The following is a 15,255-nucleotide window of genomic DNA, read 5'->3' as shown; positions in this document are numbered from 1 at the left end:
ACGGAAGGTTGCCGGGGGAATTCGCGGTCAGACGGGTGCATCGTGGTGCCGCCCCCACGTCCTCATACCGGATGTATGGGGGCGTGGGGGCGGTGCCGCGAGGCGCCCTGCTGAGCGTGGATTACCTCGCCAACATTCCGGGTCGCGCCACTAGCCTGGACCCCAGTCACATGTGTTGGGGGACACCATGAAACAGGCCATTCGGGCAGCACGGATCTTCGACGGCGAAAGGGAGATCACCGGCGAACCGGTCGTCGTGGTCGAGGACGGCAGGATCGTCTCCGCTGACCCGGCCGGCCTGCCGGTGACCGACCTCGGTGACGTCACGCTGCTGCCGGGTCTGGTCGACTCGCACGTGCACCTGGCCTTCGACCCGTTCGGCGTGGCGACCGACCAGACCGACCCCGACGACGTGGTGCTCGCCCGGATCCGCGCCAACGCCTTGGAGGCGCTCCAAGCGGGCATCACGACCGTCCGTGACCTCGGTGATCGCGGCTACCTGACGCTCCAAGCTCGCGACGCCGGCCCGGAGGTGCTGGTCTCCGGCCCGCCCGTCACGACGACCGGTGGCCACTGCTGGTTCCTCGGCGGCGAGGCGGACGGGCTCGACGGCGTGCGGGCCGCCGTCACCGAACGGGTCGAGCGCGGCGTGGACGTCGTCAAGATCATGGCCACCGGCGGGTCGATCACGCCCGGCTCGTCGCCGTTCGACCAGCAGTACACGACCGAGGAACTGCGAGCGGCCGTCGAGATCGCACACGCCGCGGGCATCCCGGTCACGGTCCACGCGCACGCGTCCACCGGCATCAAGGCGGCGGTGGACGCGGGCGTCGACTCGATCGAGCACGCCTTCTTCCTCGCACCCGGCGGCCTCGCCGTCGACTGGGACACTGTGGACACGTTGGTGCGCAAGGAGATCTACGTCAGCACCACGACCGCGCGCCGCCCGACCGCCGAACCCGCCACCCCGGTCAGCCTGACCCTGCGCGAGAACTTCGGCCGGATGCGCGAACGCGGCGTGCGGCTGGTGTGCTCGTCGGACGCGGGCATCGGCCCGTTCAAACGCTTCGACTCGTTGCCGCACGGCGTCATCGAGTTCGGCGAACTCCTCGGCTTCAGCAACGCCGACGCCCTCGCGTCCGCCACCAGCGTGGCCGCGCGGGCGTGCGGCATCGGCGAGCGCAAGGGCAGAATCGCGCCCGGCCACGACGCCGATCTCCTTGCCGTGGCAGGCAATCCGTTGCAGGACCTCAGCGCGTTGCTCGACGTGCGCGCGGTGTTCCGCGGCGGCGAACGCGTCGTCTAACCGCGTGCGGCGAGAACGAACTCGCGCATCCGGCCGTGGTCCTTCACTCCACGGCTCGACTCGATGCCGCTGGACACGTCCACGCCCCACGGCTTCGCGACGCTGATCGCCCCGGCCACCGTCTCCGGAGACAGCCCGCCCGCCAGCAACCACTTGCCGGTGGGCGGGTTCTCGGCGAGTCGCGTGATGTCCCACTGCTCGCCAGAGCCCGCGACCGGGGAGTCGATCAGCAGCAGCTCCTCGCCGAACGCCCCGGTGAGCACGTCGGTGTCCGGTCCGAGCGCCGTCGCCCGAACCAGCCCGAACGGCAGGTCCACCAACTCGTCGAATGCCTCACGCGGGTAGTCGCCGTGCAACTGCAACGCGCGCACGCCCGTCTTCAGCGCCAGCTCACCGGCTTCCGCAGCGCCGATTCCGCGCACCACCGCGACGGTCAGGATCTCGGCGGACACCTCCGCCACGAGCCGGGACGCCAGGTCGACGTCGATCTGGCGGGGACTGCTCGTCAGCACGAAACCGACGGCGTCAGCCCCGGCCTCGACCGCCACGGCGACATCGGACTCGGTGCGCAGACCACAAAGCTTCACGAACACACCACTGACCCTAGTGGTGTGTCCACGGACGCACTGTCACGCAGCTAACAGTCACAAGCAGAAGCGCTGCCCGGTCCTACTTAATGGAAGAGACGGGCAACGGAGGCCGCGATGACTGAACAGCAGATCGCAACGTCAGTGCTGGTGATCGGAAGCGGGGGCGCGGGACTGCGCGCCGCCATCGAACTGGCCGAACGCGGAGTCGACGTACTGGTCGTCGGCAAGCGACCCAAGAACGACGCGCACACCGCCCTCGCCGCCGGCGGCATCAACGCGGCGCTGGCGACGATGGACCCCGCCGACACGTGGCAGCAGCACGCGGCGGACACCATCAAGGAGAGCTACCTCCTGGCCAATCCGGAGATCGTGCGGGTCGTGGCCGAGCAGGCGCCGCGCGGCATCGAGGACCTCGAACGCTGGGGCATGCCGTTCGCGCGGGAGACCGACGGGCGCATCTCGCAGCGGTTCTTCGGCGCGCACACGTTCCGCCGCACGTCGTTCGCCGGCGACTACACCGGGCTGGAGATCCAGCGCACGCTGGTGAACCGGGCCACGCAGCTCAACGTCCCCATCCACGACTCCTGCTACATCACGCGGATCCTGGTGCGCGACAACGTGGTGTTCGGCGCGTACGGGTTCGACCTGAACACCGGCAAGCGGTACGTGTTCCACGCGGACGTCGTCATCCTCGCCGCGGGCGGGCACACCCGGATCTGGCGCCGCACGTCGAGCCGCCGCGACGAGAACACCGGCGACTCGTTCCGCCTGGCGGTGCTCGCGGGCGGCCGCATCCGCGACCCCGAACTGGTGCAGTTCCACCCGTCCGGCCTGCTCGAACCGGAGAACGCGGCCGGCACGCTGGTGTCGGAGGCCGCCCGCGGCGAGGGCGGCATCCTCACCAACGCCCAAGGTGAGCGGTTCATGGCCCGCTACGACCCGCGGCGGATGGAACTGTCCACACGGGACAGGGTGGCGCTCGCCGCGTACACCGAGATCAAGGAAGGCCGCGGCACCCCGAACGGTGGCGTGTGGCTGGACGTGTCGCACCTGCCGCGCGAGCAGATCATGCAACGACTGCCCAGGGTCTACCAGACACTGCTCGAACTGCAGATGAAGGACGTCACCCAGGAAGCCATCGAGATCGCGCCGACCGCGCACTACTCGATGGGCGGCGTGTGGGTGTCACCCGCGGACCACTCGACGGGTGTCGACGGCCTCTACGCGATCGGTGAGGCGTCCAGCGGCCTGCACGGCGCGAACCGCCTCGGCGGCAACTCGCTCATCGAACTGCTGGTGTACGGCCGGATCGTCGGAGAGGCGGCGGCCGAGTACTCGGCTTCCCTGGACGCGCAACGGCGTTCGCACACCGCGCTCGGCGAAGCGAGGTCCGAAGTGGACGGACTGCTCGCCGCAGACGGCCAGGAGAACGTCCGTGCCCTGCAACGCGCGCTGCGCAACACGATGACCGAGCACGCGGGCGTCGTGCGTGACGAAGCCGGGCTGCGCAAGGGACTCGCGGAACTGGACGAGCTGGAGGCACGCATCAGCAACGTCGGCGTGCACCCCGACCTCGCCGGTTTCCAGGACCTCGCGCACGCCTTCGACCTGGTGGCGTCGGCGCTCTCCGCCCGCGCGACGCTGGAGTGCGCCCTCGAACGCCGCGAGACCCGTGGCTGCCACAACCGGTCGGACTTCCCGGACATCGATCCCGCGCAGCAGGTGAACCTCGTCTGGGCGGGCCCCGGTCAGGTCGAGCGCGAGGAGATTCCCGCGGTGCCGGACGAGATCACGTCGCTCATGAGGGACGTCGACACGGCCGGCAAACTGGTCGAGTGAGAAACGAGGGGCGGGGAGCAGTCCCCGCCCCTCGCGTTCGTCACGGCCGGGGTGCCCTGAGGTGCTTGCGCGCCTCCAGTTCGTCCGCCTCCACGACGGTCAGCATCGGCTGGCCGGGCGCGCAGAACATCGTGACGACGAAAGCGGATTCCTCGTCGGCCAGGTGGTTGCCGTCCTGGTAGTGGATGACGTCGCCGCCCGGCTCCCAGAACGTCCCGCCCGCGCGCACGACCCGTTCGGGCTCGCCTTCCAGTTCGAAGACGATGGCGCCCTTGACGACATAGCCGTACGCGGGACCGGAATGGCGGTGCGGCGGCGCTCCGGGACTCGACGGCGGCAGCGTCACGAAGATGGTCATGGCCTCGGCGCCGTCCGGGATCTGGGGCGCTCCCGGCACGGTGCCGATGACCTCGATCTTCGGCGGGGGTCCGCTCTTGTCTGGGTTGTCCAGCTGGTGCGTGTGTTCGTGGCTCATGAAAAGAAAGACCGGACACACCGCCGATCTGTGACAGCGCCTAGGTGAGCCTGGCGCGGAGAGCGTCCGCTTCCGGCGAGTGCAGCGCTTCCCACTCCTCGACGGCCTGCTCCCACGTCTCGCGCGCCTCGGCGTGGTTGCCCATGGCCTCGTGGGTGTCGCCGAGGTGGGTCAACGCCTCGGCGAGCATGTACCGGTCACCTGCGTTCTCGGCGATGCCGATCGCCGTCCGGAAGTGCTGCACGGCCTCGCCGTGGTTGCCGCGGCAGTGCTGGATGTACCCCAGCGTGTCGATCCGGCCGGCGCTCACGACCTCGCCGGCCGCGATCGCCTGTTCGGCCCGCACCAGCGCTTCGTCGTACTCGCCGAGCATCGCCAGGCACCAGGCCACGCCGTTCAACGCGTCCGCCTCGGCCGAGCGGTTGCCGGATTCCTGGAAGCACGCGACCGTTTTCGACACGAGGTCCAACGCCTCGCGGTGGTCGCCCCGCCCGCCGGCGAGCCGGGCCAGGCCGAAGTACGTGTAGCCGAGCGCGTTGGTGTCGCCGGACGCGAGATCGATCTCCAGGGCGTGGTCCAGCAACGCCCGTGCTTCGGTGTGACGTCCCGCTCTGGTGTGCACCCGCGCGATCAGCTTCCACAGGGCGACCAGTTGCCCTTGGTCCTGGGTGAACGCGATCGCCCGGTGCAGGATGTCGACGTTGGCGGACAACCGGCCGTTGACGTCGAGGAAGTTCGCGATGGCCCGGACCAGGGCGACCACCTCCCGCGGGAATCCGTGATCGGACCGCACGATCGCGAGCAGGGCGGGTGTCTCGGTCTCCAACCACGACCTGGCGGCGGTGACGTCGGCGTAGGCGACGGCCACCACTCCGTCCGGCGGTGTCGGCTCGGCCGGCGTGCCGGGGTGTTCTTTGGCACGGGCGTGTTCCGCGTTGTGCCGGTAGTGCGCCACGAGCCGATAGAGCGCATCGTGCCGTTCGTCCGGCTGGACCTGCTCGGCCGCATAGGCGCGCAACAGGTCGTGGAACTCGAAACGCCCTGGCGTGCGTTCCACGATCAGGTGGGCGCGGGTGAGTTCCTGCATCACCCGCCGCGCCGACGTCAGCCCCGTGACGCTGGCGGCCGCCGCGAGGGAGATCTCGGTGCCTGGGTGCAGGCCGAGCAGCCGGAACGCCCTGGCCGCCGCCGGGCTCAGCGCCAGGTAGGAGCAGGCGAACACGGCCCGCAGGTCCGTCGCCTCGTCCCCGCTGCCGAACCCGTCCAGACCGCCCAGTTCCTCGGCGTAGGCCGTCAGCGAGAACGACGTGTGCGCGGCGCGTGCGGCCACGACGGCCAGCGCCAGCGGCAGCCCCGCGCACCGGTCGATGATCTCCGCGACGGCGGCGGGCTCCGCGTCCACCCGCTCCGCGCCGAGGCGGTCGGCCAGCAGCGCGTGCGCCTCCTCCCGGCTCAGCAACGCGAGCGGCAGGCCGCGGGCGTTGGTCGTCGCGATCAGCCCGGTGAGGTCGTGGCGGCTGGTGACGACCACGAGGCTGCCCGGCGTGCCCGGCAGCAGCGGACGGACCTGGGCTGCGTCGCGGGCGTTGTCGAGCACGACCAGCATCGCGCGACCCGCCATCAGCGTCCGGAACTTCGCGGCCTGCGCCTCCACGTCGTCGGGGACGCTGCGGGCCGGCACGTTCAGCGCCTCCAGGAACGCCCGCAACGCCTCACCGGGCGCCATGACCGTGCCGCCGGGGTCGAAGCCGCGCAGGTCCGCGTACAGCTGGCCGTCGGGGAAGCGGTCGGCCACCCGGTGCGCCCAGTGCAGCGCGAGGGTCGTCTTGCCGATCCCGGCCGTCCCGGAGATCGCGCTGATCACGACGGTCGACGTCGCACCGTCGTCCAGGACCGCATCGAGCCGGCCGAGCGCGTCGCCGCGGCCGACGAAGCCCGCGAGCTCGGGCGGCAGCTGGCGGGGCGCCGGCACGGGTTCGGCACTGGCGGCCGAGAGGAGGTCCTCCTGCTCCTGAGGCCGCAGCGCCAGCGCGGCCGCGAGCTGCCGGACGGAGGCGAGCTGCGGGTTGCGGCGCTTGCCGGTCTCCATGCCGCGGATGGTGCTGACCGAGATCCCCGACCGTTCGGCGAGGGCCTCCTGGGTGAGGCCCGCACGGAGCCGGAAACGCCGGACGGCCCCGGCGAACTCATCAGTCACGGACATTTCGTACCAGGTCGCGACGATCTTGCGCGCTCGTTTCGGGGTGAGTCGAAACATCGCCGACAGGTCACAGACGTGCGAGGCGGAAAAGGCCACGCGGCACGCCGTCGTGTGACAGCGTCGGATCCTCACCGGAGAGGATCGCAGGTGCACCAAGAGGAATCGGTCGCCGGCTGGGCGCTGGTCCCGCCACAGTGGCCAGGAGAACTACCGAAAGCGGCTGGCCAACGGGATCACCGTCCACGCCCGGTGGGACGGGACGGGCACGGTCGAGGCGTACGTCGAGCCGGCCGGCATCGGACGCACGCTCACCAGTGGCCGCAAGGAGTTCCACGACAAGGAAGCGTTCTTCACGGCCGCGCGGCTCGTCGTGGACATGGCCGCGAACCTGCCGTCGTTCCGGATGGGCACGGAGACGCACGCGGACCACGTGCTCACCGGTGAGGTCGCCGGGTCCGTCGCGGCGGTGCCGGGGTCGGGTGCGTTCCCGGAAGCCGAACTGACGTTCACGCTCACCGACGGACGCGCGATCACGCTCGTCCTCGGCGAGGAGCAGGCGCACGACCTCACGTCGAGCATCTACTCGCTCGACAAGCACGTGTGGTCCGAGCAGCACGAGGCGGAACCCGCACCGGCGACCGAGGCGGAGGTGCCGGACGTCAGCGACGTGGACGCGGGTCCGGACACCGCCCACGAGCTGATGATGGTGCTGGAACAGCGGTTCGGCGTCACGCGGGACTTCATGCTGGCGCACGTCGACTGGTCCGCCGTGGTCGTCGTCGGCGAACCGGCGGTCAGCACGCTGCTCGAACGCGCGGACGAACTCGCCGAGGCCGTCGCGCCGAGGTGGTTCCCCGGCGCGACCGAACGGCCCGGCGAGTTCTGGGTCGTGCTGTACCGCGACTTCGCACGGTGACTCAGGCGGCCAGCCCCATGCCCGCCACCACCTTCGTCGTCACCGAGGTGGTGCCGACGACCTGGCCGCGCTTCAGGCCCCACGCGTCCTTCGCCAGCACCGTGCGGGAACCGAGGTACTCGCCGGTCGCCTGGTCGATGACGATCTGCTCGGTCGTCTCGTTCTCGGTGACGCCGAGCGCGGTGCCGCTGCGACTGTCGATCACGGCCGTCTTCTCGACGATCTCCAGCTTCGGCAGGTGGCTCAGCGCCTGGTAGACCGCCGATCGCACGGCAGCCGGGTACACGCCGGTGTCCAGGCCGTCGTTGACCATCTGCAGGAAGACCAGGCCCTCGTCGCCCGACACCTCGTCGCGGAGCTTCTGGTACAGCTCCTTCGGGTCGCTCGGCAGCGAGGCGAGGTACTCCGGTGACGGGTCGCGAAAACTGGCCTTGATCTTGTCGTGCAACGCGGGGCCGCCCTCCGACCGGTACTCGTCGCTCCCGTCGAGATGCGAGTTCAGTTCGGTGGGGGAGAGGTCCTGCGGCGACCCGATCAGCCACTGCCGGTCGCCGACGGCGTCGCGCCGGTAGAGCCACGAGCCCTTGCGGTCGGCCGGGATCCACGTCTGCAGCTTCTGGTCCTGCAGGTACATCCACCTGTGGTCGTACTCGGTCATCGACCAGCGGGCGTTCTGCAGCACGTACAGGTACTGGCCCGGCTGCAGCGTCGCGTCACCGGTGAGGTTCGCGGCCTGGCTGAGCAGTTCGGCCGCGGCGGCGCTGCCCACGTTCGGGCCCTTCTCGCGCGACATCATCGACGGGGCGACCAGGGCGGCGCCCGCGATCACGACCATCGCGGCGGCCGCGGCCACCACCGGGATGCGGCGACGGCGACGGGGTGCCAGCGCGACGACCTTGCCGGACTCCTCGGCGTCGATCCGGGCGAGCAGTGCCGCGCGGCCTCGGTCGAACGCGTCGTCGCTCATCGGGGCGACGTCCGACATCGCCCACTTGACCGTCTCGTCCTCGACCTGACGAGTCACGTCACGCATCGTCGCCACCCTCCTGTCCGTTGATCTTCGCCCGCAGTTTGGCGCGTGCCCGGAACAACCGGGTCCGCACCGTCGCCACCGGCGTCTCGGTCACCTCGGCGACCTCGGCCGCGCTCAGATCGGCCCACGCCACCATCAGCAGCACGTCCCGTTCCTCCGGCCGCAGGTCCGCGAGCGTCTCGCCCAGGTCGCTCAGCAGCGACTTGGCGTCCACCACCGACGCCGTGCGGTCGTCGACGTGGTCGGCCACCGCGCGCCTGCCGTGGTCGCGCGCCCAGGCCCGCAGGCGTCTGCCCTCGGAGCGCACGTGCTGGCGCAGCAGGTTCGTCCCGATGCCGAACAGCCACGCCTTGACGCTCGCGCGGGCCGGGTCGAAGCTCTCACGGCGTTCCCAGGCGATGAGGAACGCCTCGGACACCAGGTCGTCGGCGATCGCGGTGTCCACCCGCAGCGCCAGGTAGCGGTGCAGATCGCGGGCGTGCCGGTCGTACAGCTCGACCCAGGCGTCCCTGTCCAGAGGCTTCGTCACCCCCGGCCCTCCTGTTCGCGCCGGCGGCGCTGTCTCGGTGCTCACGGAAACTATTGGCCGATCGGTGCCAACGCGTTCCCGGCCGGACGGTGTGACCTGCCTCGCCTGATCATCGGCAGCTCGACGAACCGGTAGGTCAGATTGGCGATCCCGATCGCCACCACTGACGTCAACAGTGCCATGACCAGGCCTGATGTGCCCGTGAGCAGCACGATCGAGTGCGCGATCGACTGCACCAGGTAGATCGAGTACGACCGCTCGCCGAGCCACTCCATCGGGCGAGCCGACAGCGCCCGTTGCGCCAGCCCCGGCGCCAGCAGCGCGGGCAGCATCAGCCCCACGGCGACCGCGTAGATCGGCACCACCGACACGAAACCGGGGATCGCGCCGTCCAGCGCGCCGGAGATGTACGGCACCGACAGGTGCACGCCGAGGAACAGCAGGATCACCCACGGCGTCATGAACGGCCTGATCACCGCGAACCCCCGCTTGCTGTTCATCAGCAACGCCAGCACACAGCCGACGAGCACGGTGAAGTAGTGCACCGACCAGCCCTTGGGGTCGGACGACACGGTGAACGGCACCACGGCCAACGCGAGCGCCATCAGTCCGACGGTCACCGCCGGACGCCAGCGCGGCAGCAGCGCGAACGCCAGCAACGGCCACACGAGGTAGAACTTCTGTTCCACGCCAAGAGACCACGACTGCCCGTACGCGCCGCCGTGCCCGAACTCGTTGAGGAACGTCAGGTACAGCGGGAAGTCACGGCCGAGCGGGTTCTGCCAGAACTGCCCGGCGACCAGCAGGCCCGCCGCCGTGACGAGCAGGACCACGAGGTAGACCGGCAGGATGCGGAACGCCCTGCGGCGGTAGAACTCCTTCAGGCTGATCCGGCCGTCGCGCGCCTGTTCGCGCAGCAGCAACGTGGTGATCAGGAACCCGGACAGCACGAAGAAGATCTGGACCCCGAGCCATCCCTGCAGGAAGCCCGGCCCGCCGTAGTGGAAGAACACGACCATCAACGCGGCGATGGCGCGCACACCGTCCAGTGCGGGAAAGCGCTTCAGCGCAAGGAACTGCTCGTGGGTCATGTCCCCTCTTGGTCGATGACCCCCTGAGCGTTCCCATGAGGACTGTCACATTCCTTTTGGTGAAACGCCGATCCGCGATCCGGCCAAGAAGTAGTCGTGAACGAGATGCTGTTGATCAAGGGGCTCGCCGACGAGGTCCCGCCGATGTCCACCGGCGCGTTCGAGTCCGGCAGGAGACGACTGCTGACCCGGCACCGCTGGGTGGCCGCGCGCAAGGTCGTGCGCGTGCTGTGGTTCGTGGCGCTGGCCGCGTTGCCGATCTCCTTGATGGGCATGGGTTTCTACTTCCTGGACCTGCAGGTCTACCGCACCGGCGGGGTGGCCTGGACGCAGGGACAGGCCCTCTACGTCGACTTCCCCGGTGCGCTGGACGGCCCGAGGCTGCCGTTCACCTACCCGCCGATCGCCGCCGTGCTGTTCAGCGGCCTGACGTTCCTGCCGATCTGGGCGGCGAACTCGCTCGTGGTCGTGGTGAACTTCCTGTGCCTGTCGGTGGTGAGCGTTCTCGTCACCGCACGCCTCACCCGGCGCTCGGACGTCGTGTGGACCGTCGGGCCCGCGGTCGCGATCCTCGCGGTGGCACTGGAACCGGTGATCTCGACGTTCCTCTTCGGACAGATCAACCTGGTGCTGATGGCGCTCGTGGTGGTGGACTGCCTGGCCGTGCGCGATCCGCGGTTCCGCGGCCTGCTGGTCGGGGTGGCCGCCGCGATCAAGCTGACCCCGCTGATCTTCCTGCTGTACTTCCTGGTGCGCAGGGAATGGCGGGCGGCCGCGATGTCGACGGTGGCCTTCGCCGGCATGGCGGTGCTGGGATTCCTGTTCGCCGCCAAGGATTCCGCCGAGTTCTGGTTCCACGCGCTGCTCGACCCGAGCCGCGCCGGTGGTCTCGCGTACATGGCGAACCAGTCGTTGCGCGGTGTGCTGCACCGGATCAACCCCGGCGAGCACGCGGAGTCGTTGCTGTGGCTGGGGTTGTCGCTGATCGTCGTGGCGCTCGCGGTCGTGGCCGCGCACGGGGCTCGTAACGAGGTCACGGCGCTGACAGCGATCGCGACGGCGGGCCTGCTCGTCTCGCCGGTCTCGTGGTCGCACCACTGGGTCTGGTGCGTCCCGGCGTTCCTGGCACTGGGTTTCGCGCGCGGGAACTGGGCGTGGCCGGCGCTCGGCGCGTTGCTGGTGATCTTCCTGGTGCAGCCCTTCACGTGGCTGCCGAGCACCGGCGACAAGGAGATGCTGTGGTCGTGGCAGGAACACGTCTACGGCGACGCGTACACGTGGGTCGCGATCATCGGCCTGGTGGCGGCGGCGATCACCGCCACCAGGCGGGAGCTCAGCAGCGCTTCACGCGCACCGCGCCGCGACTGGATTCCACGATCGCGAAGTTGAGCCGGTCGGGGTCCGCGGACCCGAGCGTGACGCGGACCTCGGCGTTGATGTTGATGTTGCGCCGTTCACCGCACGGCGCCCACTGGATCTCGGCCGAACCTGGGCGGTAGTGGGTCTGCCAGCTGTCGCTGAACGGACCGGTGAACGACTGGCTGACCGTCGCGGTGGGCGAGGTGCCCTGCAGGTAGGTGCTGACCCGGCTCAGTCCGGTCGCGCCGTTCTGGAGGTGCGCGTAGCCCTCGTAGGTGGTTCTCGCCAGGCCGTAGGTGAAGCCCTCCGGCACGTTCACCCGAAGGTTGACCTGGCAGTTCTTGCGCTGGTCGAGCGGGGACGAGCCGTTGCCCGCCCGCGCCAGGAAGGTGTGGTAGCCGATCGTGAACGTCCGGCCGTCGGTCTGGACGTCGGCGTCGCCCGCCGGACACCCCGAGCCGTTGACGGTCACGACCTCCAGAACGGGTGCCGGGGCCTCTTCCGCGGGTGCGAGGGCGGATAGGGCGATGAGTGCTGCCGCTGCCGTGGTGAGCATGTGGAACCTCTCCGAGGGGTCCGTGGCGGCGGCAGCACCAGACGCTATGACGAATCGCGGTTCGTCAACTGACGGTCACCTGACGATTCACGGCTTGAACGGCATGAGTTCCTCCTCGACGCCGGGCCTGACCACCACGCAGGTCGACTCCGGCACCTCCTGCCAGGCCCCCACCAGGTCGGCCAGCGGTTCGGACACGATGAGCCGCGAGTCGTCGGTGAGGTGGTGCAGCGCCGGGTTGTCCGGGTACTGACGGCGCAACGTCGACACGTCGGTGCTGTGGAACAGGCTCCGCGACTTGCCGCGGCTCGAGTAGCGGAACGCCCAGGTCGTCGAGCCGTCCGTGACCGCGACCGTCATCTGGATCGGGTACTCGACGCCCGCGCGCCTGCCGACGTCCTCGACGAACTCGACCATGCGCGCCACCCCGGCCGGCGGGTCCTGCTCCATCCCGAAGCTGATCGCCAGGTAGAACATGATCTCCGAGTCCGTCGACCCCTCGATCAGCGGGAACAGCACGGGGTCGATCGCCAGCATCAGCTCGCGCCGCACCAGCGGGAACTTCGCGATCAGCCCGTTGTGCATCCACAACCAGTTCTGGTGGCGGAACGGGTGGCAGTTCGACCGCTGCACCGCGCCGCCCGTGGAGGCCCGCACGTGCGCGAACACCCGGTCGACGGTGATCTGCGCGGACAGTTCCCGCAGGTTGCGGTCGTTCCACGCCGGCTCGGTGCTCAGGAAGAGACCGGGAGTGCTCGTGTTGCCGTACCAGCCGATGCCGAACCCGTCGCCGTTCACCGCCGTGGCGCCCAGCTTGGCGTGCTTGGACTGCATGACGAGCGAGTTCTCGGGCGCGTAGAGCAGTTCCTCCAGCAGGACCGGAGAACCGGAGTACGCGAGCCACCGGCACATGACGAACCTCCCTATAACCAGGCGTTACATGGGAACACGTACGTCATGTGAAATGCGAGGTTTGCGGCGGCGCGCCTTCCTCGGGCAGCATGGCGGGGGTGACGGTCCCTCCCGGCTTACGGCCCCCGCCCTACGAGCAGCCGCGCGGGAACTTCGAGACGATCGAGGTGTACGCGCCTGTCGTGCAGGTGACGCCCCCGGCGGAGCCCTCGCAGGAGCCTGAGGAACGCTCGGACATCGCCGTCATCGGCCCGATCGCCGCACTCGTGCTGGCCCTGACCATCAGCACGCTGATCCTCGAACACCCGGCCGCCCGCGCCGTCGCCGCCGGCCTGGCCACGATCGGGCTGATCGTGGCCGTCGCGCTCATGCTGATGAGCAAGAAGCCGAAGCCGGGCAAGCACGTGGCTCGGCACGCCATCGACCCCGAGGCGACGGAGCGGATCAATCCCGGCTGGGGCGCGACCGAACGGCGCCGGTGACCGGAGGCTGGCACCCCCGGCCACCGCAGTACCTCCCGGTGCACGTCCGGAGTCACCAGTCCGCGGTTCGAGCAGGCACAGCGCTTTCGCGCCGCGGCCAACACTATTCGTCCCGCGAAACCCCGCCAATTGGACGCGGCTGATCTGCGCGTCCACGGTGTCCATGACAACCGCGTGGACGGTCCTGGACGGTCCTGGACGGCGGTAAACGTTCCGAGTCTGTCCCACGGCCGTCCCCACTCGCGGCGACACGCCCGTTCTGGCTGGCACGCCTGAGTTTTCCCGGTGCAGCATGGGTGAGCAGGCTCCGCAGAACCTGATCACCACGAGGCGGCTGGCACCGCCGGTGACGGGGCTGGAGCGAAGTTCGGAGTCACCAAAAGACGGGACGTCCCATGCAGTTCGAGTTCAACCTGCCCTTCTTGCGCAAGCTCACCGCGATGCCGCACACCAACCCGTTGCTCGGCAACATCGCCCTGATCTGGGCGATGACCGAACGCGGGCACAGCGCGAGCCTCGTGCTGGAGACCGTCGTCATCGTCAACGCGATCGTGGTCGGCCTGGGCATGCTGTCCCAGTTCGGCGGGCACGCGCGCTGATGTCCGCCGAGACACCCGAGGCCGCCGCCGGCCTGGCGGCGGCTCTGAGGGCCGATGTGATCCGGCGCTGGAACCTCGCGGGCAGACCCGCTCCCGACGACCTCGCCGCCGGCAGTGGGCGGGCGGAAGCACTGTTCAAGGACTTCCTGGACGGGCGGCAGGGGCTCAATCCGCACCTGCAGTGGCTGGCGATGAACGACGCCCTGCCCGCTCCCGGTGAGCACGACAGGAAGTTCAAGGAGGCGGTGTGGCGATGGGTGCGGGAGGTCAGCGGGCCGCCCACCCAGCCGTCGCTGAGGCCGATGCGGGCTAAACCCTCCGCGAAACCGGCGACCCCGTTGCAGGGGCCGGATCCGCTTGTCCAGGCCAGGCGGGTGAACTCGGCGCAGCAGTTCAACCACCAGCTGCGGCGGCTGATGATCCAGACCGGGACGTCGTTCACCGACATCGGACGCCGCAGCGACAGCCTGCCGCGCAGCACAGCGCACCACCTGGTCAATCACGAGCGATTACCGGCGCGTGAGGAACAGGTCCGCGCGTTCGTCCAGGCCTGCGGCGTCGGCGACGCCGCACAGGACGAGTGGGTCGCGGCGTGGCAGGAGGCACGCGTCCGGCTGACCGGTGCCGCTCCCCAGGCCGTCCGGACCAGGCGCCGGCGCCGAGACCGTGTGCTGTTCACCGTCACGATCACCACGCCCAGACGTGGGCGGGCGTGCACGGTGACAGCCGCGCGTGCCGGTCGTGCGGCGCTGGTCGCGCTCATGATGATGCTGTGTTTGATCACCGCGTTGTGGCCTTTGGCTGCGGCGCGGTTCGGGTGACCGAATCGCTATTTGTTGCCGCGTCCACCAAATTGCTTTCGTGTGATGGGAGCAGACCCTGTTCCCGCAGGGTCTGCTCCCGATGTCCCGTGCCGCGTCCGGATCCTTTGCAGAAGATGCAGGCCTGGCCGGGAGTTCGTGAGGGCCGTGAACGAATTCGCTCAGTGCCGTCCGGACGTTACACGCTCGCGCGGCCGTTTCAGGGTGGTGGAACGGCTACGTGACGTCGTCGGACGCCCTACCTGCGGGATCTCTCCGTGTTCCGTACCGGATCGAGTGATGATCGACTGATCGACGCATTGTTGAGCTACTGATCAGTGTTCACCGACAGTCGATGCGGGTGTTGCTTTGGGTGGATGGAGCGCGTCGATTTCTTCGGTCGCAGTTGCGCGTGTAAGGTCACGACCCTCTCTCGTGGGATGCCGGTATTCCCGTACCGCTGCCACGCAGGTGAGAGGTCGCGTTCGGATCCTTTGCAGAATGTGGAGCAATTCTTCATGGCTAGGAATTCGAGGGGTGCTGAAGGGCACCCCGAGATTGGGCCGGA

General features: G+C 69.4%; 16 protein-coding genes. 7 read left to right on the top strand and 9 right to left on the bottom strand.

The features are described 5' to 3' along the window. Positions 1–187: 187 nt before the first annotated feature. Positions 188–1,306 carry a metal-dependent hydrolase family protein gene (locus tag OG205_RS19745; RefSeq protein WP_330277703.1) on the top strand — a complete coding sequence of 373 codons (1,119 nt, stop codon included), beginning with the start codon at positions 188–190 and terminating at the stop codon, positions 1,304–1,306. Here OG205_RS19745 and OG205_RS19740 read toward each other — a convergent pair. Continuing rightward, positions 1,303–1,893 carry a phosphoribosylanthranilate isomerase gene (locus OG205_RS19740; RefSeq protein ID WP_330277702.1) on the bottom strand — a complete coding sequence of 197 codons (591 nt, stop codon included), beginning with the start codon at positions 1,891–1,893 and terminating at the stop codon, positions 1,303–1,305. The genes OG205_RS19745 and OG205_RS19740 overlap by 4 nt on opposite strands. A gap of 117 nt (positions 1,894–2,010) precedes the next feature. Here OG205_RS19740 and OG205_RS19735 point away from each other — a divergent pair, with 117 nt between their 5' ends. Further along, the gene (locus OG205_RS19735) at positions 2,011–3,735 is read left to right on the top strand and encodes an L-aspartate oxidase (protein ID WP_330277701.1); all 1,725 of its coding nucleotides are present in this window, start codon (positions 2,011–2,013) and stop codon (positions 3,733–3,735) included. Between the two features lie 40 nt (positions 3,736–3,775). Here the strand turns inward: OG205_RS19735 and OG205_RS19730 are convergent, their stop codons facing one another. The 3 genes from OG205_RS19730 to OG205_RS19720 all read right to left on the bottom strand — a co-directional run bounded on the left by OG205_RS19730 (position 3,776) and on the right by OG205_RS19720 (position 6,788). Next, complete coding sequence (locus OG205_RS19730; RefSeq protein WP_319973515.1) at positions 3,776–4,210, bottom strand: cupin domain-containing protein; 435 nt, start codon at positions 4,208–4,210, stop codon at positions 3,776–3,778. A gap of 40 nt (positions 4,211–4,250) precedes the next feature. Continuing rightward, the gene (locus OG205_RS19725) at positions 4,251–6,407 is read right to left on the bottom strand and encodes an ATP-binding protein (protein ID WP_330277700.1); all 2,157 of its coding nucleotides are present in this window, start codon (positions 6,405–6,407) and stop codon (positions 4,251–4,253) included. 210 nt (positions 6,408–6,617) lie between these two features. Beyond that, on the bottom strand, positions 6,618–6,788 hold the full coding sequence (locus OG205_RS19720; protein ID WP_330277699.1) for a hypothetical protein: 171 nt from the start codon (positions 6,786–6,788) through the stop codon (positions 6,618–6,620). Between OG205_RS19720 and OG205_RS19715 the strand changes: the two genes are divergently transcribed. Then, positions 6,787–7,326, top strand: coding sequence for a hypothetical protein (locus tag OG205_RS19715; RefSeq protein ID WP_330277698.1), 540 nt, complete (start codon positions 6,787–6,789; stop codon positions 7,324–7,326). The genes OG205_RS19720 and OG205_RS19715 overlap by 2 nt on opposite strands. 1 nt (position 7,327) lies before the next feature. Here the strand turns inward: OG205_RS19715 and OG205_RS19710 are convergent, their stop codons facing one another. The 3 genes from OG205_RS19710 to OG205_RS19700 are packed head-to-tail and all read right to left on the bottom strand — an operon-like array spanning position 7,328 to position 9,979. Then, on the bottom strand, positions 7,328–8,359 hold the full coding sequence (locus OG205_RS19710) for a CU044_5270 family protein (protein ID WP_330277697.1): 1,032 nt from the start codon (positions 8,357–8,359) through the stop codon (positions 7,328–7,330). Then, positions 8,352–8,888, bottom strand: coding sequence for an RNA polymerase sigma factor (locus tag OG205_RS19705; protein ID WP_330277696.1), 537 nt, complete (start codon positions 8,886–8,888; stop codon positions 8,352–8,354). The genes OG205_RS19710 and OG205_RS19705 overlap by 8 nt, the downstream gene beginning before the upstream one ends. A gap of 50 nt (positions 8,889–8,938) precedes the next feature. Beyond that, complete coding sequence (locus tag OG205_RS19700; protein ID WP_330277695.1) at positions 8,939–9,979, bottom strand: acyltransferase family protein; 1,041 nt, start codon at positions 9,977–9,979, stop codon at positions 8,939–8,941. 105 nt (positions 9,980–10,084) lie between these two features. Between OG205_RS19700 and OG205_RS19695 the strand changes: the two genes are divergently transcribed. Next, positions 10,085–11,368: a glycosyltransferase 87 family protein gene (locus tag OG205_RS19695; RefSeq protein WP_330278193.1), complete on the top strand. Its 1,284-nt coding sequence runs from the start codon at positions 10,085–10,087 to the stop codon at positions 11,366–11,368. On the opposite strand, the gene OG205_RS19690 is transcribed toward OG205_RS19695, so the two are convergent. Next, positions 11,313–11,894, bottom strand: a complete 582-nt coding sequence (locus OG205_RS19690; protein WP_330277694.1) for a DUF4360 domain-containing protein — start codon at positions 11,892–11,894, stop codon at positions 11,313–11,315. The two genes, OG205_RS19695 and OG205_RS19690, sit on opposite strands and share 56 nt — an antisense overlap. A gap of 87 nt (positions 11,895–11,981) precedes the next feature. Continuing rightward, positions 11,982–12,806 (bottom strand): class II glutamine amidotransferase, encoded by an 825-nt coding sequence (locus OG205_RS19685; RefSeq protein ID WP_330277693.1) that lies wholly within the window; start codon positions 12,804–12,806, stop codon positions 11,982–11,984. Between the two features lie 98 nt (positions 12,807–12,904). Here OG205_RS19685 and OG205_RS19680 point away from each other — a divergent pair, with 98 nt between their 5' ends. The 3 genes from OG205_RS19680 to OG205_RS19670 all read left to right on the top strand — a co-directional run bounded on the left by OG205_RS19680 (position 12,905) and on the right by OG205_RS19670 (position 14,708). Next, the gene (locus OG205_RS19680) at positions 12,905–13,288 is read left to right on the top strand and encodes a hypothetical protein (protein ID WP_330277692.1); all 384 of its coding nucleotides are present in this window, start codon (positions 12,905–12,907) and stop codon (positions 13,286–13,288) included. A 395-nt stretch (positions 13,289–13,683) separates the two neighbouring features. Further along, positions 13,684–13,887, top strand: coding sequence for a hypothetical protein (locus OG205_RS19675; RefSeq protein WP_330277691.1), 204 nt, complete (start codon positions 13,684–13,686; stop codon positions 13,885–13,887). Next, complete coding sequence (locus tag OG205_RS19670) at positions 13,887–14,708, top strand: helix-turn-helix domain-containing protein (protein WP_330277690.1); 822 nt, start codon at positions 13,887–13,889, stop codon at positions 14,706–14,708. The genes OG205_RS19675 and OG205_RS19670 overlap by 1 nt, the downstream gene beginning before the upstream one ends. Positions 14,709–15,255 lie beyond the last annotated feature (547 nt).

This window comes from Lentzea sp. NBC_00516, assembly GCF_036346835.1.
Taxonomy (GTDB): Bacteria; Actinomycetota; Actinomycetes; order Mycobacteriales; family Pseudonocardiaceae; genus Lentzea; species Lentzea sokolovensis.
Note: the sequence above shows the minus strand (reverse complement) of the source record. Positions and strands in the feature narration are given on the sequence as shown.